Genomic DNA, 19,202 nt, shown 5'->3' with positions numbered 1-19,202 from the left:
GAGATTGGGTATAGGTGAATTATGAGTCATTGGCCGACGGGATTGATGGTCATTCAAGGCAATCGTCTTGAGTCGTTAAAAGACGTGCTTGTGGAATGGGTGAAGCGTTATCCGCTTGAGCCGCTGGAGACCGATAAGTTCTTAGTACAGAGTAATGGCATCGCTCAGTGGTTGCAGCAGTCGTTGGCTCAGGATGAGCAAAATGGCGGCTGTGGTATTGCTACCTCGATCGATGTGTCGCTGCCAGGGCGTTTTGTCTGGGAGGCTTATCGAGCCGCTTTTTGGGAATTAGATACTCAATCACCATTCGACCTCAAGCCGATGACGTGGCGTTTGTTTCGCTTGTTAAAGGATTTAGACCGTGTCAATCAAGCAGGGCATTACGATGCATTGCTGCATTTTATGTCGACAGGTAAGAACCCCGAGCATCGTCGCTATGTGTTGGCGGAGCGCATCGCTAAGCTATTTGACCAATATCAAATCTATCGCGCTGATTGGCTGCAAGCTTGGCAAGATCAACTTGATGTTATGCCTAGTCGAGATGATATCGCCAGTTTGCATTCCAAGCCTGTGCCAGACGATCAGCTATGGCAGCCCATTTTATGGCGTTATTTAGTATTAGACGTGGAGCAAGATCCACAGTTTGCCAAAGGCAAGCGGCAGATTGTTAACCGCGCCAAGATTCACCAAGACTTTATTCAGCACTGTAATCAACAAACCTCTCTTGAGGGGTTGCCTCGTCGGATTGTTGTCTTTGGCATTTCATCTCTGCCCAATCAAATTCTCGAAGTATTTCACGCCATTGCGCCGTTTACCCAAATTCTGCTGTTTACCATGAACCCCAGTGAATATTACTGGGGGGACTTAATTGAAGGCCGACAGTTGCTGCGTCAAGCGACCTCTCGACGACCTATGCGCGAAGGCCGCAACCAAAAAGACATCTCATTAGATGAAGCGCACCTTTACGGCAATCCTTTACTGGCTTCATGGGGTAAGCTGGGTCGTGACTATTTACACTCCTTAGATGAGCAAGACGAGCCAGATAAATACCAACCATTCTTTGTCGATAGCAAGATCGATTTATTTGAATCACCAGGACAATCGACACTGTTAGAGCAGCTGCAAGATGACATTTTTCAATTGCGCAGCATTGAAGACTGCAAAGCTCAGAAGCGCTTAATAGATGTAGAAACAGACCAAAGTGTTCGTTTTATCGAAACACACAGTCGCCAGCGAGAAATGGAAGTGTTGCATGATTTATTGCTCAATGAGTTTGAGCAAGCTTTGCAACGCGGAGAGACATTGGAGCCACGAGATATTTTGATTATGGCTCCTGATATCAATGTCTATGTGCCGCACATAGAGGCCGTATTTGGCCGTTTCAATAAATACGGTGATCATGCAGATGAACGTTTTATTCCGTTTCATGTGGCGGATCAAAGCGCTCGTCAGCAGCATCCGATCGTGGCGGCGTTTGAATCGTTGCTATCCATCACCCGCTCTCGGTTTGAAGCAACGGATCTGTTGTCTTTGTTAGACATCCCTGCGCTTCGCTCGGCTTATGCCATTAATGAAACCGATGTGGTGACACTTAAAAGCTGGATTGAGCATGCCAATATTCGCTGGGGGTTGGACAAAGAGCAGCGCCGCGGTTTGGGATTGACCTACCCCTCGGAACAGAATACGTGGCTATTTGGTCTAAGGCGTATGTTGTTGGGTTACAGTGTGGGTCATGGCGAGATCTGGCAAGACGTATTGCCTTATGGTGATATTGGTGGTCTTGAAGCGCGTTTATTAGGGCAGATGCACCGCTTGGTCGACGATGTGCAAGCGGTTTGGCGGACATTTAATGAGCCCAAAGTTTTGTTAGATTGGAGCCAGACATTACAGCAATGTTTGCAGACTTTTTTTGCCCCGAGCAGCGATCATGAGCAACGTGTTTTAAGCCGCATCGCTGATCAAATCGAGCTGCTTGAAGAGCATGTACAGGGCTCCGGTGTCGAGCAAGAGCTTGTGGCGATTGATGTAATTCAAGAAACCCTGTTAGGTCAAATGGATGAACCATCACTGAGTCAGCGCTTTCTGTCTGGTTCTGTGAATTTTGCCACACTGATGCCGATGCGTGCGATTCCATTCAAACAGGTGTATTTGGTGGGTATGAACGATGGTGACTATCCTCAAATCAGTACGCCAATGGACTTTGACCTGATGGTTGGAGATTATCGCCCGGGGGATCGGTCGCGACGTGAAGACGCCCGTTATCTGTTTCTAGAGGCAGTATTGTCAGCGCGCGATAAGCTGATCATTAGTTGGCAAGGGCGCAGTACGAAAGACAATACCGAACAGCCGCCATCGGTATTAGTTGGACAGCTGCGTGATTATTTAGACAAAGCGTGGGACAACGATCAGTTGGTACAACAACTGACACAAGATTATCCAATGCAACCGTTCAGTCGTCAGTATTTTTTTGACGACTCCGCGCTATTTACCTATCAAAAAGAATGGGAAACCATCAAGAGCATATCGCAACAGGCAAATCAACAGGACTTGCCTGCTTGGACGCCTGATGCGCCATTGAATGCCCGCAGGCTGACTGCGTTGTTTCGTTCCCCAGTGGATGCACTGTTTGCTCAGCGCTTGGATATTCATCGCCCAAATGAAATAGAAGAAACCAAAGTGGTTGAGAATTTTGTCAGCAATGGCCTCGAAGTTTGGCAAGTGCACGATGCGATTTTGCAGTTTGCCAAGCGTTTTGAGCCAACGGAGGAGGCATGGGATCGTCAAGTTGAGCAAGCTTTGCAGCGTCAAATAGCGGCGGGCGAGTTATATGAGGGTGCGTTTGCCGAGATTCGTCGTGAAAAGTTGTTTCCAAAGACTGTTAAGCAGTTGTATTTTGCATGGCACCAACGTGTACACAGCCTCACTCCTAAAGTGGATACATTGCGTCAATTTGAGTGGCTACTGGATGAAAATTCGGAGTTATCGTACGCCGATGATCTCGATCGCTTATATGAGTCGGGTGATGGGCTAGGCGCGCTACAGTTCATTTTACAAACCTCGAATGTCTACAGTGAGAGTCGTATTGAAGAGGACGCCTTTCCTCGAGCCATAACGAAAAACTTTGTTGATACCAAAGTGCGTTGGCAGAATGTGGTGCACGGTTGGGTGCGTCATGTGGTGGCGAATGTGGCCCACAAGGGTAATGTGGCTACACAAATTATGTCACCCAATGGCGACTTATGTTTTGCAGCACTGGAGCTGGCTCAGGCAAAAGCGTACCTAGAGCTATTAACGAAGACTTGGTTAAAGGCTATGCAGTGTCCTCTGTGTTTTGGGATCAACGGCGCGATGGCGTATTTAATTGCGGGTCGCTCAAAAAAGACGGATCGTGAACGAATGTTAGAACGCTATGTGGACGGCGACTTGGCAAGCTCGAGTAGTCACTATGCTAAACAGTACTTTAAACCACCGCTAGATGAAGCACAGACGAAAGAGTTTGAAGAACTGATTCCTGTGTTATGCCAGCCTATTTTGGACAGTTTAGCGGAGCGTAAGTAATGACCAGCCAATCCAAGCAATTAAATCCACTTAGCTTCCCGTTATCTGGTTCAGCGTTAATTGAGGCCAGTGCCGGAACCGGAAAAACCTACACACTGGCGTTGTTATATCTGCGATTGGTTTTAAAGCATGGTGGAGACAGCAGCTTTACGGATCATTTGTTACCGCCCAATATCTTGGTCGTAACGTTTACCAAAGCGGCGACTCGTGAACTACGTGATCGTATCCGTGCGCGTTTAGTTGAGGCGGCCGGGTATTTTCGCGGCGATATTGACGGCGTTGACCCGCAGCTAAGTCAACTCAAACAAGACATTTGTGAGGAACAAGATCTAAACGCGGCTGCACGCCGTCTTGATGTGGCGGCTGAATGGATGGACGAAGCAGCGGTCTCGACGATTCACTCTTGGTGTAGTCGCATCCTATCAGAGCATGCTTTCTATAGCGGTTTAAACTTCTCACAAACCTTGATGGAGAATGAAAAGCCATTGGTGATTCAGGCTTGTGAAGACTATTGGCGAGAAATGGTGTTTCCCCTAGAGGAGCCCGAACTACGTCAAGTGTTGAGCTGCTTTAAATCCCCTGCAGATTTGTATCAAACCGTGAGTCGTGTGGTTTATAAAGTTGCTGCCATTCCTCCCGTGTCTGAGGATATTAGTGCTGAATTAATAGCGATTGCCAAGGATCGTAGCGATAAAATTGCTGCTTTGAAATCTGCTGTGCAGGGGGCATTACCAGTATTGCAGCAGGACTTTGACGTCGCTGCAAAACAAAAGTTATTCAAAGCCACTTCTCTTAATGCCAAGCACCGAGCGTCAGTATTTGACACGCTTCATGAATGGAGTCAATCATCCGGCGACGATTTGCAGGTCTTGGACAAGCTTTTCTCTGGTAAGAGCTTTGCTAAGATTGCGTTGTTGGATACCGATTTCTGGCTCGATCCCCGCCATATTCCTGTCGACCGACCTAGCGCAAATATCTTGGTAGATTTACAAGAAGCGATGTCGCAGTTGGTCACGCCTTTACAGTATTTGATTAGTCACGCAAGTCATTGGGTAGCAACCCGAGTCGAAGACGAAAAGCTGCAACGAGGCGCGTTAAGTCAGAATGACCTGTTGATCAAGCTGGATCAAGCGTTACAAGGTGACGGAGGCGAGCGCCTTGCTGAGGTCATTCGTAAACAGTTTCCAGTTGCTTTAGTGGACGAATTTCAAGATACAGATCCCGTGCAATATCGGATATTTGATACTGTTTACAATGTTGCTGAGCCGTACCCTGATACAGGCTTCTTTATGATTGGTGATCCGAAACAGGCGATTTATCGCTTTCGTGGAGCTGATATTTTTACTTATTTAGCGGCTAAGCAAGATACGGGCGAGCGACAATACACATTGACTCACAATTATCGGTCGGCACCAGAACTGGTTGAGCGCGTCAATCGTTATTTTGAACACGCTGAGACTGTCAATTCAAGCGTCGGCGCTTTCCTGTTTAAACGGAATAATGAAGATCCTATTCCATTCTTGCCGGTAGAGTCAGGCCGTCAAGGCGATGCCATTGCGTTGCTGTTAGACGACAGCCCTGTTGCACCGCAGCAAGTATGGGATCTTAGCGAAGTAGAGGAAGACGTCCCAAAATGGGATCGTGCAGCGGTAACCGCTCATGAGATCGTTCATTGGTTAAACCTGTCTCAGCAAGGTAGAGCCAAATTGAACCTAGGCAAGGGTGCACGAGCCATATTGCCAAAAGATTTTGCTGTGCTGGTCAATAGTGGTAATCAAGCACGCCAAATTCGACGCGCTTTGTTTGAATTGAATGTCGCAAGCGTCTATTTGTCGGATGCTAATGATGTCTTTGACAATGAAGAAGCTGACGATATTTTACGGGTGCTGCGAGCTATGGCGGAGCCGTATAACAGCTATTATTTGCGTATCGCGTTAGGCAGTCGCTTGATGGGCATGGCACTGTATGATTTGGACCGATTAAATCATGATGAAGTGTTTTGGGAGAGCTTCATTGAACTGTTTCGTAGCTATCACCATCATTGGCTAAGCTTTGGTGTAATGCCAACGCTCCATCGTTTTTTCAAGGATCAGCAGGTCACCAGCCGCTATTTGCATGACGCTAATGGCGAGCGTTCGATTACAGATCTATTTCATATCAGCGAACTGCTGCAACAAGCTTCAGAAGTGGTGCAAGGTCAGCAGGCCTTGATTCATCATTTGGAGCAATGTATCAGCACTGAAACCTCTGGAGAAGAGAGTCGACAACAGCGTCTTGAAAGTGATGCCGATTTGGTGCAAGTGGTAACCGTGCATAAATCCAAAGGCCTACAGTACCCTATCGTTATGTTGCCGTTTTTAGATTACGCGCGGCCGGTCAAATGTTCGGATTTACCGATCGAGTACCATGGAGCCGACGGTGCCTTGCATCTGACGTTTATGCCGACCGAGGAAGACGTAGAGACAGCTGATTTCGAGCGCTTGGCAGAGGATATACGTAAGGTCTACGTGGCAATGACCCGTGCTATTTGCGCGCAATGGGTTGCAGTAGAAGATCCTGTTGGCAGCAAAGGTGACCCTGAGCCAGCATTGGTATCAGCTGGTCATCGATTGCTGGGACGTTGTGGTGGCTCTGTGCTGGCGCAATATCAACAGTTGGACGATGTATTCGCCACTGCGACCGCAAAACTCGATGAGCTCTCTTATCGACCAGAGTCTCACGCTCAACCTCGCCCCGCTAGGCGTGTCAACGATTTGGGTATTGAACCTTGGTGGATTGCCAGTTATTCCTCCATTAGTTATGGCGGCAAAAGTGATGCTTTGTTCCCAGAAAGTACGCAAAGCGAGCAAGCCATTGATGAGCAGCTGAGCGATGATGATACACCAACAATTGAGCAGCCAATGCAGCGACTGACGAATAAATTAATGCATCGTTTACCTCGTGGTAGTGCCATGGGGACATTTTTACATGGTCTGATTGAGTGGGCGGCTGAACAACGCTACAAAACATCGGGCGGTAAACGATTGCAAGGTTTTGCCGCAGCGGTGGTAGCTCAAGAAACTCGTCAAGAGGCACTTTACAGTCGTTGCCGCAAGCGTATGTTGGAAGATTTTGCGCCAGGGCTCTCAGAGTGGCTAGCTGATTTTTTAAGTACGTCGTTTGCAATCGAGTCGCTGACACAGAAATCGGGTCACACGCTGCGTTTGATGGATCTTCCGTCACATAAAATTTCCGTTGAACTGGAATTTATGTTTTCGGCCAATCAAGTGACCACTGGCACGATAGATCAACTGGTACGGCGTTATACATGGCAAGGACGTGAGCGTCCTATGGCTAATTTTCAAAAATTAGAAGGCATGTTTAAAGGGTTTATTGATTTGGTGGCTGAAATCGACGGGCAATATTTTGTCATTGACTGGAAAAGTAATTTCCTAGGCAACACTGATGATGATTACCATGCCCAGGCGCTGCAAGATGCTTTACTGAAAAAACGTTATGACCTGCAATATGTCTTGTATCTGCTTGCGCTGCACCGTCATTTGAAAGATCGTGTTCCCGGTTATTGCTATGACACGCACGTTGGTGGTGCCATTTACTTCTTTTTACGGGGTTATGAAAACTCAGAAACACAGGGGTTGATTATGGATAAGCCGCCTAAAGCATTGATTGAGCAATTAGATGCTGTGTTTACTGGGAAGGCAAAGGAGTGTGCTCATGACTAAGTTAGAGCAAATGCAAGCGTGGGTGGATGCTGGACTGATCCGTTACATCGATTACGCACTGGTGAACTTTATTCGTGAGCAGACTCAGGATACCTCTGAAGATGCATTATTGGCCATGCTGCTGGTAAGTCACAGCGTTTCGATGGGGCAGGTCTGTGTAGATATTAATGGTATGTTAGTAAAACCTTTAGATATGATGTCAGCTGATAGTGCGAATGACGAAGCACAGCAGATAGCTCTTGCTCAGCTGCAAAGCTGGATAGAAAGTTTAACGATATCAGAATGGTTATCTGCCATTGAAGCGTGTTCTGCTGTTGCTGTGATCGCTAACGATTTTGAGGATACGAATCATGCCACGCCGTTTGTATTGGTTCAGCAGCAAGGCAAAGCCTTGCTGTATTTACGTCGCTATTGGCAAGCGGAAAAAACCATCGTATCGGGAATTAAAGCGCGACTTGAACCTGCCAGTCGCATTAGTAACGCGGACATTGGTAACTTACTGAATCAGCTGTTTGGCGAAAAACAGCATGATTACGAAGACACAGATTGGCAGCGTATCGCCTGTGGTATCGCTGCCAGTAACCACTTTTCAATCATTACTGGCGGTCCAGGCACAGGCAAAACAACAACGGTTTTAAAACTGTTAGCGCTTCTACAAGCTGAACGTTTAATGCATCAATTGCCGCCATTGGCGATTCGCTTAGCGGCACCCACCGGAAAGGCTGCAGCGCGCCTTAATGAGTCCATAGCGGACAACTTAGCGCGATTAGCATTGCCTGAACTTGAGAATCTTGCGCCTCAAGCGCTGAAAGCCGTGATTCCAACGCAGGTAATGACTCTGCACCGATTATTGAGCCCCAAGCCAAATAGTCGCCAATTTCAGCATAACAAGTCGAACCCTTTGGTGGCCGATATCGTGGTTATTGATGAAGCTTCAATGATTGATATTGAGATGATGGCTAATCTCTTTGATGGTATTGAGCCAGATGCGAGAGTGATTCTGCTGGGAGATAAAGACCAATTGGCCTCAGTGGAAGCAGGTTATGTTTTAGGAGACTTGTGTCAAGGTGCTGTTGATGGCCATTACACTCAAGAAACCGCAGATTGGATTCGTGACATTTGTCAGCAAAATCTAGAAGAACGTTTTATTGACCCGCAAGGGGCTGTTCTCAATCAAGCAGTCTGTATGCTTCGACGAAGTTACCGCTTCCAAGACGGCGGGGTAATTCATCGATTGGCAAGTTTGGTGAATGATGAGCGTGATGACCCTCTAAATGATCCTAAAATGCCTGAGCTAAAAGACGTGTTTCGACAGAAAGAACAGTACGAAAATACCCCCGTTTTACGCTACCTAGAGCAAGAGCAGTTGCCTACATCGGTTTTGCAAAATGCCTTTAAAACACTCTTGATCAAGGGCTATGGTTATTATTTAGCTGTGGTTCACGCCATGCCTAGCGCAGCAATGGATAGTGCTCTTTTCGATGATTGGGGTAAGCAGGTGCTTAGTGCTCATGCCCATTTTCAGTTGCTGGTAGCATTGCGTAAAGGAGAGTGGGGCGTAGAGGGTATGAATGCTAAAATAGAACAGATGCTGCTATCAGCCAAGCAACTCACCAGTATTGATAGTCTGTGGTATTTAGGGCGTCCTGTGATGGTCACGCAAAATGACTACAGTGTTGACTTAATGAATGGTGATATTGGCATTAGTTTACTGTATCCCGTTAATGGGGAATTAAAGCAACGAGTTGTATTTTCAGACGGCAAAGGCGACGTGCGCTGGGTACTGCCGAGCCGTTTACAAAGCGTAGAGACCGTATTTGCTATGACTGTCCACAAGTCTCAGGGGTCAGAGTTTCATCATACAGCGATGCTATTACCTGGCCAAAACTCTCCCATATTGACGAAAGAACTGATCTACACTGGCATTACGCGATCGAAAAAACACTTTACGCTGATTTCAGGCGATGCAGATGTGCTTGAAAGCGCGATGAACCGGAAAGTGGTGCGCTCTAGCGGTCTTTCGCTGTCTATTCAGTAGTTATTGGAGGCGATCTGAAGGTCGCCTCCAATCGTCTTAGGTTAAGCCAATAGGGCAGCTAATACCTGTGCCGGCCAACCCACAATAACCATTAGGGTTCTTATGTAGGTATTGTTGGTGTTCCGTTTCTGCGAAATAGAACGTTTCCAACGGCTCTACTTCGGTTGTGATTTTACCAAAACCATTTTCCGTTAAACGTTTTTGATAGTCATCACGACTCTTAAGGGCTGCTTTTAAATCGTCATCGTTGACCGTATAAATGGCAGAGCGATACTGCGTGCCAATATCATTGCCTTGGCGCATGCCTTGCGTCGGGTCGTGGCTCTCCCAAAAGACCTTAAGAACTTCTGGTAGCGACGTTTCGTTGGTATTAAAAATGACTTTGACGACTTCTGTATGGCCAGTTTGTCCTGTGCAAACTTCTTTATAAGTTGGATTAGGTGTGTAGCCACCAGCAAATCCTACCGCGGTCACCTTAACGCCAGCAGTATTCCAAAACCTTCTTTCGGCACCCCAATAGCAACCCATGGCAAAATAAACTTCTTTTTCAGAAGGCATTGCATGGCGTTTTATGTTTTCTTTTGTAACTATGTTTGTATCTTCTGTGAATATAGGTTCACTTCTGCCTTTTAAAGCGTTCTCTTTTGAGAGAAAATTAATATTTTTCATTGGATTACCTAAATTTAATTTGAGTTAATTCTATTGTTAGTGTATTGGTTGAGTTGTTTGTTAAATGATCGTTTATTACGTTTCATTACGTATGGATGCAAAAGACTACTATGTAATAATGGTAATACAAAAGCCCTAGCATACACTTGAACTATCTACATTAGGGATGGTTGGTTATGTCTGATGCGCTGGTCCTGTGGGACGCTCGAAACAGCAATCGCTTTCTGCAAAAGTTTATTGAAGACTTTGCGGCGGAGTTTATGCGCTTCTCTTTAACAGTTCGTTTTGTTGCACTATCTAATACTACGTCATTAGAAAGAGATCAGATCAAACCGTCTATGCGAGGATTGCTCGATCTAGTTCATGCGGAATCACCGCTGCATTTGATTACATTTGGTTCTAAGCCTAACTCACTTGCTTCGTTAATTAGCCCGGCATTACGCTGTCAGCTCCATACAAACTTGTTACCTGAATGGATGGAAGGGGATCGACAGAACTCAACCATTGCAAAGCTGGCTGGGTATATACATAAAAATGAAGAATGGGGTGATGGCGGTGCACTGAAAGATTATTTTTATCCTCAGTTTACCAGTCAAGCGTCTAGCTCTATTGCTTTCTTTAAAGAAGACAGCTTTTCAAATGTTATAGAGGAGCATGCAGTGGCGCATGGCATAGATTACCAATCTATTCCGATCGAAGCATTTCTGCCTCCATCTAAGTTACTGGTACAGCAAGTTGGAATGCTGGTTGTCTCCTCAAGCATTGCTAATCAAGATGACATCATTGAACTGGCAAATGGGTATGGGCTGCCAGTTTTATTGATTTCTCCTGAAATGCGTAATTTCGGTATTAGAGAAGGTGAAAATGGTTGGGTGGTATCAACGACGCAGCAGATTCAATATACCAACTACCTTAAAAACTGGCAGGGGATGTCGCAAAATACCAGAGAAATGATTTCTCAATATTGTCAGTACTCTCAATCTACACACTCCGGGTTACGCTGTTATTGCTCCTCACTTGGTTACCCTGAAAAATTAGAATTGAAAGATTTTAAGTTAAGGGGTTGACCAATAAGATAAAGCTACGTAATATGCGCACCTCGTTGACGCGGGATGGAGCAGTCCGGTAGCTCGTCGGGCTCATAACCCGAAGGTCGTAGGTTCGAATCCTGCTCCCGCAACCATTTTAATATGGATCATCGATTTGAATTAAATTGTTAGTGATTGCGCAAGCATATTTAGCGCGGGATGGAGCAGTCTGGTAGCTCGTCGGGCTCATAACCCGAAGGTCGTAGGTTCGAATCCTGCTCCCGCAACCAGCTAAGTCTCTGTTGTTCAAACTCGTAACATTATTTATTCATATAATAAAAGGTAAGCTAGCTTGCTAGTTTACATGGCGCGGGATGGAGCAGTCTGGTAGCTCGTCGGGCTCATAACCCGAAGGTCGTAGGTTCGAATCCTGCTCCCGCAACCAATTCGTATTGTAGTGAGAATTGGAGCCGTATTTTTATTTTTAGTATTGAAAAAATCTATTTATGAATAGTTTGCATGTCGCGGGATGGAGCAGTCTGGTAGCTCGTCGGGCTCATAACCCGAAGGTCGTAGGTTCGAATCCTGCTCCCGCAACCAACTTAATAAGAATGAGTTGATTGCAATATTAAACATAGCTAGTGTTCTGAATCTATTTAATTCGATAGATTACATGGCGCGGGATGGAGCAGTCTGGTAGCTCGTCGGGCTCATAACCCGAAGGTCGTAGGTTCGAATCCTGCTCCCGCAACCAACTTTTTAACATAAGTTGTTTAGAATTATATAAGAAATAATTGGTCTATTTAACAATAGATTACATGGCGCGGGATGGAGCAGTCTGGTAGCTCGTCGGGCTCATAACCCGAAGGTCGTAGGTTCGAATCCTGCTCCCGCAACCAATTATATATGTTTGTTTTTCCTTCTCTAAATCCCCTAGTATTTTCTTCATCCTAGATGCTTTTCGGCATTGCTTTTTCTACTCTTATCTCTCATACCTTATTTAGCGATATATTGGCTTTCAAATATCTTTGATCCACTGTTACTATCGTGGCTTCATTATTTTTGACTAAGCCATCTTATGATCAGACTTCACTGTACTAGTAAATTACTGCCCAAGCTCCCTGTTGATGGTAAGGGGTATTTTTCAGCATCTAATAAAAACCGAGCAAATTCGGCGCAGATGCTAGAGGCTTTGAATCCCTTGAGTGGTTGGTATGGCAGTATGTTCGTTTTAAAAGGACGTAATTGTGTCGTCATTATCCATGAAGCAACACGCTTTCCTGTTTTTATGCCTTGTTTGGTGAAAGCGCACTTTGCTGAGTTGGAAGACCATTTTGCTAGTGCATTTGTTGCTGCTTTAGTAGAAATTGGGTCAAATGAAGAGCAAATTGAAACGGCAAAAAGGCTGCTTCAGCCATTCGTGGTCGATGCTGAAAACAAAGATGTCATGCAGATGGCATTAAATCAGGCGAAGGCATGCATTGAGCGTATGCTCTGGGATGACAATACTTCTATTGAAAAACTAGAGGCAGCTCAGGCGAGTCGGGTGCTCAGTGATATCCCGTTTAACTTGCAGGCCAAAAAAGAAGTTGTTTGGCCAAAGAAACTAATGCTGAGATTGTTAGATGATGCTACTGGCTTGCTTAATCGAGCGTCCAATCATTCTTTTGAAGGTGATAGTAAAGTGAGTGATGCTCAGAAATCGGATAAAATTGTTTCTCTGGCCGACTTTCAGAGTCGCCGAAAATAGCAGTAAACAAAGACGTTACAGTTATAAGTACAGTTCTCTTAAATTAACTTAAATCTTCTAGGTTGATCCCCTTCTTTGACATCTCGCTTAAAATCTCTTTGGCTGCTCGAGCTCGATTATCCATTTCGTTAAGGATATGTGTAATGAGGTCGAGTAAGGCGTTCTTTTCTAAGACCGTTAGCATGCCGCATTGCTTTTGAAGGTCTGTGAGTTTGATTTCACTAACGCGAATGCGATCGAGTAGATTAAGTAGCGTGCTTTCCGTTGGTACTTTTTTGGTTTCTAGGTCATACCCGCTGGAGCGGTGACGCTTTAATCCCTTTTGCAAACGTTCAAGTTCGGGGCGTAAGTCATGTCTTTTTGCTAATGATGCGACACATTTGGATGAGGTTTGTACGACGGTCAAGCTGTAAGCTAAAGATTTTAGAATGTGTGTTAATTCGTTCATTTAGTTTTATGAATTCTCATTTGAAACATTGTGAATTAAAGGTTGGCCGCATGCGTGGGGCGTTATTGCAGAGCTTTAAATTAAGCTAGTACGAACACGTACTCTACATCTATTGGTAATACATAATATTGTTAAATAAAGGAATCGCCTAACTATTTCATGATCTTTGCATTGAATCAACACAATGGTCTACGTTAGAACTGGCCAAAAATAGTCATGGTACAGATTGAGTGTGAGCGTAATTGTTCACGGTGTCCATTTGGGGATGCCTGCTCGCATGCTTTAATTGCGTTATTATAGCTCAAGAATTGGCTCTTGTTGCGAGTTCTTGTTATCGGATCTCACTAGAATCTCTGTAAGATGTTTCATGCATATGAATTGTAAGTTTAGTTAGCAGTTTCTCGGTTATGAAATAACTAGTCCGATAGCTAACGTTTGCATAAAATGACAGAAAATTTATGCATTGTATTAACGTGCCGTTGAGGAGAGCATGATGGACACGCTACTGGCGTTTTACTCCACGTATGAAGAGCAGATTTTTCTGATGGCCAAAAATGTAGTGTTGGCTTGCTTAGTAGTTGTAATGGCAACTTTTGTTTCTAAACTGGCAAGAAGAGGGGTATACGCTGGAGCAGCCCGTTTAAGTCAGAATGATGAAATAATTGCTCAGCTGTTATCGAAAATAGCAGCCTATGCTGTGTATTTGATTGGCTTGGTGATTATTCTGGATTTGTTTGGGGTAAATACAGCCAGTCTAGTTGCTTTAGTTGGTGCTGCGGGGTTAGCTGTTGGCTTAGCGTTAAAAGATACCCTGAGTAATATTGCTGCTGGTATTATGATCTTATTTCTCAAACCCATTAAGAAGGGCGAATATGTTGAATTCAATGGCTATATGGGGACAGTTTCGTTCATAGGCCTGTTTACTTCAGAGTTTGAGACGGCGGATGGCCTATATATATCAAGCCCCAACAGCAATGTTTGGAATGCGACCATTCGTAATTACAGTCGAAACAGCAAACGTCGATTAGAAGTGACCGTTGGGATTTCTTACAAAGATTCCATAGATGTTGGTATGAAAGTGTTGCTTGAGCTCGCCTCTGAATTTAATGTCATTATGAAAGACCCAGCCCCGCAAGTGATTGTACATATGCTAGCGGATAGCTCGGTGAACCTTCAGCTTCGAGCTTGGACCACTCCCGACAAGTTTTGGGATACTTACTGGGCGCTCCAGAAGCAAGTTAAACCTCGTATTGAGGCGGCTGGCCTCACGATTCCTTTCCCTCAGCGCGATTTGCACATTATTAAAAATAACGAATTCAATGAGAATAGCCCTAAATAAGGGCTATTTTTTGCTCTAAATAAAATGCTAGGTTGTATTAATTCAGAGATTTAGGTGATGGCTTAGTTTCATTATTTAAAATTACTATTAGATTGATCGGTAAATGATATTTTCTATATTGACTGAAAAGGCATATTGTTAAACCTACTTTAACGGTCCAGTATCAAAAATAGAGATCTTAAATGTTACAGCGCAACGCATCACTTGTTCATCTATCCTTAATTAGTCGGGTGACAACATAGAGTGTGCGACAAAAACATAAGCATAAGGAGTTTCGACGTGAGCCAGAATAAAACTACATCGACAGGAAAATGCCCTGTCATGCACGGAAGCCACACAGAGACCGGCGATTCGGTTATGGCTTGGTGGCCAAATGCACTCAACTTAGACATCTTGCATCAACACGACACGAAAACAGATCCATTTGACGAATCATTTAATTATGCCGAAGAGTTCAAGAAGTTAGATTTAGAGAAAGTTAAGAGCGATCTTAAAGACCTGATGACAAATAGCCAATCATGGTGGCCTGCAGATTGGGGGCATTACGGTGGTCTTATGATTCGTATGGCATGGCACTCAGCGGGTAGTTACCGTGAGTCGGATGGTCGTGGTGGCTCAAACACCGGTAACCAGCGATTTGCGCCACTGAATAGCTGGCCCGACAATGGCAACCTTGATAAGGCTCGTCGACTGTTGTGGCCAGTGAAAAAGAAATACGGCAACAAATTATCTTGGGCGGATTTAATGATTCTGGCTGGTAATATGGCGTATGAGTCAATGGGCTTCAAAACCTTTGGTTTTGCAGGCGGTCGTGAGGATATTTGGCATCCAGAGAAAGACGTTTACTGGGGATCGGAGAAAGAGTGGCTGGCGTCTTCAGATAATGAAAACAGCCGTTATTCAGGAGAGCGAGATCTTGAGAATCCTTTAGCGGCCGTAATGATGGGGCTGATTTATGTAAACCCTGAAGGGGTAGATGGTAATCCTGATCCTCTAAAAACAGCGCAAGATATTCGAGTCACATTCGCCCGTATGGCCATGAATGACGAAGAAACAGTTGCCTTGACCGCGGGTGGCCACACTGTTGGTAAAACGCATGGTAATGGCAGTGCCGACGATTTAGGGCCAGAACCTGAGGCTGCTGATATAGAAGAGCAAGGTTTAGGCTGGAACAATAAAGTCTCCCGAGGTGTTGGGCGTAATACCGTGACAAGTGGCCTAGAAGGGGCCTGGACAACAAACCCTACGCAATTTGATATGGGTTATTTCGATATGTTGCTTGATCACGAGTGGGAAAGTGTCAAAAGTCCTGCTGGTGCTTGGCAGTGGGAGCCGATCGATATTAAAGAGGAAGATAAGCCTGTCGATGTTGAGGACTCAAGTATCCGTTGCAATCCAATGATGACGGATGCGGATATGGCCATGAAAATGGATCCAGAGTACCGAAAAATCATGGATCACTTTCGAGCAAACCCAGATTACTTTAAAGATGTATTTGCTCGCGCTTGGTTTAAGTTGACTCACCGTGATATGGGACCAAAAGCGCGCTACCTAGGCGCAGATGTTCCAAGTGAAGATTTGATTTGGCAGGATCCCGTTCCTGCAGTTGATTACACATTAGATGACGCAGAAATTGCCGATCTTAAGGCTAAAATCCTAGCGACCGACCTTTCTGTTGCAGAGCTAGTAGCGACGGCTTGGGACAGTGCTCGTACTTTCCGAGGATCCGATTACCGTGGGGGAGCGAATGGTGCTCGTATTCGTTTGGCACCGCAAAAAGATTGGCAAGGTAATGAGCCAGAGCGTTTGCAAAAAGTATTGTCGGTATTAGAAGTCATTCAAAAAGACTCTGCTAAACCGATTAGTATGGCAGACCTTATTGTGTTGGCTGGTAGTGCGGCTGTCGAAAAAGCGGCTTACGATGCTGATGTTCATATTAATGTGCCATTCGCGCCAGGGCGTGGCGATGCCACAGATGACATGACGGATGCGGACTCATTTGACGTATTAGAGCCTTTACATGATGGCTTTAGAAACTGGTTGAAAGAGCATTATGCCGTCCAGCCAGAAGAGATGTTGTTAGACCGAGCTCAGTTAATGGGGCTGACGGCGCCTGAAATGACAGTATTGTTGGGCGGTATGCGAGTATTGGGCGCTAACCATAGTGCTAGCAAGCAGGGTGTTTTGACCTACCGCGAAGGGGTTTTGAGTAATGACTTTTTTGTTAACTTAACCGATATGGGTAATACTTGGAAACCAACAGGGCGTAACTCATACGATATCTGTAATCGTGAAACGGGCGACGTGAAGTGGACGGCTACACGTGTTGATTTAGTGTTTGGTTCGAACTCGATTCTTCGTTCTTACGCTGAGTTCTATGCCCAAGACGATAACCAAGAAAAGTTTGTAAAAGACTTTGTTAAAACATGGGTTAAAGTCATGAATGCGGATCGTTTTGACTTAAAATAATACGTATAGAATGAGTGCATAGTTGTTCATAACTTAAACAAAAGCGTCTTAGTCTCTGGCTAAGGCGCTTTTTTAATGTTGAATGCTTGCTGAAAGTCGATAACATTGTCCCTACGCATTTTTGTTATGTAATTAATTGGATTTGTCTCATGATCGTAAAACGTACGCCACTGCATACTCGTAACATCTCCATAAATGGCTTCAAACGAGAAGATGATTTATGGGAAGTCGAAGGTGTGCTGCAGGATACCAAAGGATATCCATTTTCACTCGATGATCGTGGTGTTATCGAGGTGGGTGAGTACTTGCATCAAATGATTTTGACATTAGTCTTTGATGACACGTTTACTATTTGTGAGGTACGAGCGCAAATGCATGACACTCCTTATCTAGACTGCTCCGGTGCAGCGCCTCAGTATGAGAGGCTCATTGGCCTGCAAATTAAAAAAGGGTGGATGACAGAGGCAAAGGAGGTATTGGGGCGAACTACAAGTTGCACTCATCTGACTGAAATGCTACCTGCTTTAGCTACAGCAGCATTGCAAACAGTACGGGGATATAAGTTAAATTTCGAACCTAATTATGCCTCAGGTTCAGAAGAGCGTAGCGCTGTGCGTAATACCTGCCACGGTTTTCGTGACGGCGGTCGCGCGCAGCGTCGATTATGGCCCGATACGGCCGAATAGTTCAAACAAGGGTATGGTTCCTAAAGGTTGCGTTTAAATTGATTAACAGCGTTAACGACTTCCTGCGCACCTTGTTGTATGTCCTTAATAACATCGCCAGCTTCACTTGATAGTGTATGTGCTTCATTCACTTTAGTTAGGCTTTCTTTGATGAGGTTGACGGCCTGTTCCGTTAGCTTTTTGTTTTCTGATACGACGTTAATAATCTCTTCTGTGGCGATGCTCGTTCGAGAGGCCAGTTGACGCACCTCGTCTGCGACGACTGCAAATCCTCGGCCTTGCTCGCCTGCCCGAGCGGCTTCTATGGCGGCGTTAAGTGCTAAGAGGTTGGTTTGATCAGCAATGCCACGAATGCTCTCCACAAGGTCAGACACTTTTTGGGATTGCGAGTCTAATTCTACAATACCGTTGCTGGCATTGTTCATTCGATTGGATAGCTCTTCCATTGTATTGATAGTGTCATTAATAACTTGAATGCCTTTTGAAGTGTTAGCATCTGTTTCTTGAGATACGTTGTAAGCCACTTCGGAGGCTTCTGCAATCGCTGTTTCACGGTTCACTTGGTCTGTTACAACGGAAGCAAATTTAACAACTTTGTATAGCTCACCTGTTTCATCATGGATTGGGTTATAGGTGGCCTCAAGCCAAACATCGTTTCCATTTCTATCTACGCGACGAAAGCGCCCCGAAAAGAACTCTCCAGAGCTTAAACGGCGCCAGAAGTTACGGTATTCGTCTGTATCAACTTCAGTTGATGGGCAAAAAATGCGGTGATGTTGGCCGATGATTTGACTCTTACTGTAGCCCATTCCTTTCAAAAAGTTATTATTTGCATCTAGGATGATGCCATCTAAACTGAACTCAATGACAGCTTGTGAACGATCAAGTGCTGCAAGCATGTCTTGCTGTTGGCGAGAGTGAGAAATGGTTCGCGTGAGCTCGGAGCAGAAGACTTCAATTTTTTCTCCTTCCGCTGTCGACAAGGGCTGCATAATGACTCGATACCAGTGTTCATTGCCATTTTGACTGACTAATTGAATGGCGCCATGCCAGTGGTTGCCTGCTTTAAAGGCTTCCAGCATTGCGCGCGTATGCTCTTTGTCTATTGCCTTAGGTGATATATGTTTTTGAAGGGTGCTAAGCTCATCAAAGCGACAACCGAATGATTCTAGAAAGCTTGAATTGGCTTCTAAAAACTGACCTTTACGGTCAATAGAAAAGTACAGCATTGCTTCACGTAAGTCTTTTTGCACGTTGTGAAATGCGGTTAGCTCTTTTTCTTGCTCTGCAATGCGGGAGCGTAATTTGTTACCTTGAAAAAACATAGTTGATAGACCTCATAGCGTATTTGAGCAATGTGCACTTAGTAAGAGAGACCTGCACGAAGTTCGCTAATTTATGTGATCACCGTTAAAGTGATTGGGGCTTGAGCGCATCTGTAACGTTATGCTACATATTATTGATTGTGTCTAAAATTAATAGTTCATTTTACGAT

10 protein-coding genes, 6 tRNA genes and 2 pseudogenes are annotated in these 19,202 nt (G+C 45.0%); 14 read left to right on the top strand and 4 right to left on the bottom strand.

The window, feature by feature from the left end; translation table 11 throughout:
• Positions 1 to 21: 21 nt before the first annotated feature.
• From recC to recD, 3 genes are read left to right on the top strand one after another with little or no spacing between them, the layout of a single operon-like run.
• Complete coding sequence (gene recC, locus ACPUEK_RS14160; RefSeq protein ID WP_425641136.1) at positions 22 to 3,558, top strand: exodeoxyribonuclease V subunit gamma; 3,537 nt, start codon at positions 22 to 24, stop codon at positions 3,556 to 3,558.
• Positions 3,558 to 7,280, top strand: a complete 3,723-nt coding sequence (gene recB, locus ACPUEK_RS14155; protein ID WP_425641135.1) for an exodeoxyribonuclease V subunit beta — start codon at positions 3,558 to 3,560, stop codon at positions 7,278 to 7,280. Before recC ends, recB begins: the two co-directional genes overlap by 1 nt.
• Positions 7,273 to 9,318, top strand: a complete 2,046-nt coding sequence (gene recD, locus ACPUEK_RS14150) for an exodeoxyribonuclease V subunit alpha (RefSeq protein ID WP_425641134.1) — start codon at positions 7,273 to 7,275, stop codon at positions 9,316 to 9,318. The genes recB and recD overlap by 8 nt, the downstream gene beginning before the upstream one ends.
• A gap of 36 nt (positions 9,319 to 9,354) precedes the next feature.
• On the opposite strand, the gene msrA is transcribed toward recD, so the two are convergent.
• Positions 9,355 to 9,987, bottom strand: a complete 633-nt coding sequence (gene msrA / locus ACPUEK_RS14145; protein WP_067220281.1) for a peptide-methionine (S)-S-oxide reductase MsrA — start codon at positions 9,985 to 9,987, stop codon at positions 9,355 to 9,357.
• 176 nt (positions 9,988 to 10,163) lie between these two features.
• Here msrA and ACPUEK_RS14140 point away from each other — a divergent pair, with 176 nt between their 5' ends.
• From ACPUEK_RS14140 to ACPUEK_RS14105, 8 genes are all read left to right on the top strand, one after another.
• A complete protein-coding gene (locus ACPUEK_RS14140) occupies positions 10,164 to 11,054 on the top strand; it encodes a hypothetical protein (RefSeq protein WP_425641133.1) in 891 nt (296 codons plus the stop codon).
• 39 nt (positions 11,055 to 11,093) lie between these two features.
• A tRNA-Met gene (locus tag ACPUEK_RS14135) sits at positions 11,094 to 11,170 on the top strand.
• A gap of 58 nt (positions 11,171 to 11,228) precedes the next feature.
• Positions 11,229 to 11,305, top strand: a tRNA-Met gene (locus tag ACPUEK_RS14130).
• A gap of 78 nt (positions 11,306 to 11,383) precedes the next feature.
• Positions 11,384 to 11,460, top strand: a tRNA-Met gene (locus ACPUEK_RS14125).
• A 78-nt stretch (positions 11,461 to 11,538) separates the two neighbouring features.
• Positions 11,539 to 11,615: transfer RNA gene (locus ACPUEK_RS14120), tRNA-Met, on the top strand.
• Between the two features lie 77 nt (positions 11,616 to 11,692).
• Positions 11,693 to 11,769 (top strand) — tRNA-Met (locus ACPUEK_RS14115).
• 68 nt (positions 11,770 to 11,837) lie between these two features.
• Positions 11,838 to 11,914 (top strand) — tRNA-Met (locus tag ACPUEK_RS14110).
• A 179-nt stretch (positions 11,915 to 12,093) separates the two neighbouring features.
• On the top strand, positions 12,094 to 12,765 hold the full coding sequence (locus ACPUEK_RS14105; RefSeq protein ID WP_425641132.1) for a DUF6933 domain-containing protein: 672 nt from the start codon (positions 12,094 to 12,096) through the stop codon (positions 12,763 to 12,765).
• Between the two features lie 43 nt (positions 12,766 to 12,808).
• Here the strand turns inward: ACPUEK_RS14105 and ACPUEK_RS14100 are convergent, their stop codons facing one another.
• Positions 12,809 to 13,213 carry a hypothetical protein gene (locus ACPUEK_RS14100; RefSeq protein WP_067037411.1) on the bottom strand — a complete coding sequence of 135 codons (405 nt, stop codon included), beginning with the start codon at positions 13,211 to 13,213 and terminating at the stop codon, positions 12,809 to 12,811.
• Positions 13,214 to 13,703: 490 nt separating this feature from the next.
• Between ACPUEK_RS14100 and ACPUEK_RS14095 the strand changes: the two genes are divergently transcribed.
• From ACPUEK_RS14095 to ACPUEK_RS14085, 3 genes are all read left to right on the top strand, one after another.
• Positions 13,704 to 14,552, top strand: a complete 849-nt coding sequence (locus tag ACPUEK_RS14095) for a mechanosensitive ion channel family protein (RefSeq protein WP_425641131.1) — start codon at positions 13,704 to 13,706, stop codon at positions 14,550 to 14,552.
• 279 nt (positions 14,553 to 14,831) lie between these two features.
• Positions 14,832 to 17,021 carry a catalase/peroxidase HPI gene (gene katG / locus ACPUEK_RS14090; RefSeq protein ID WP_425641130.1) on the top strand — a complete coding sequence of 730 codons (2,190 nt, stop codon included), beginning with the start codon at positions 14,832 to 14,834 and terminating at the stop codon, positions 17,019 to 17,021.
• 149 nt (positions 17,022 to 17,170) lie between these two features.
• A complete protein-coding gene (locus tag ACPUEK_RS14085) occupies positions 17,171 to 17,707 on the top strand; it encodes a DUF2889 domain-containing protein (protein ID WP_425641129.1) in 537 nt (178 codons plus the stop codon).
• Between the two features lie 20 nt (positions 17,708 to 17,727).
• On the opposite strand, the pseudogene ACPUEK_RS14080 reads toward ACPUEK_RS14085, so the two are convergent.
• Together ACPUEK_RS14080 and ACPUEK_RS14075 are read right to left on the bottom strand one after the other, a co-directional pair.
• A pseudogene (locus tag ACPUEK_RS14080) lies at positions 17,728 to 18,159 on the bottom strand (methyl-accepting chemotaxis protein); the annotation flags it as partial.
• Between the two features lie 105 nt (positions 18,160 to 18,264).
• Positions 18,265 to 18,936, bottom strand: a pseudogene (locus tag ACPUEK_RS14075) (PAS domain-containing protein); the annotation flags it as partial.
• Positions 18,937 to 19,202 lie beyond the last annotated feature (266 nt).

The sequence above is a fragment of the Marinomonas gallaica genome, from assembly GCF_049821165.1.
Classification (GTDB): Bacteria; Pseudomonadota; Gammaproteobacteria; order Pseudomonadales; family Marinomonadaceae; genus Marinomonas; species Marinomonas gallaica.
The sequence above is the reverse complement of the archived record's forward strand: the minus strand, read 5'-3'. Positions and strand labels throughout refer to the sequence as shown.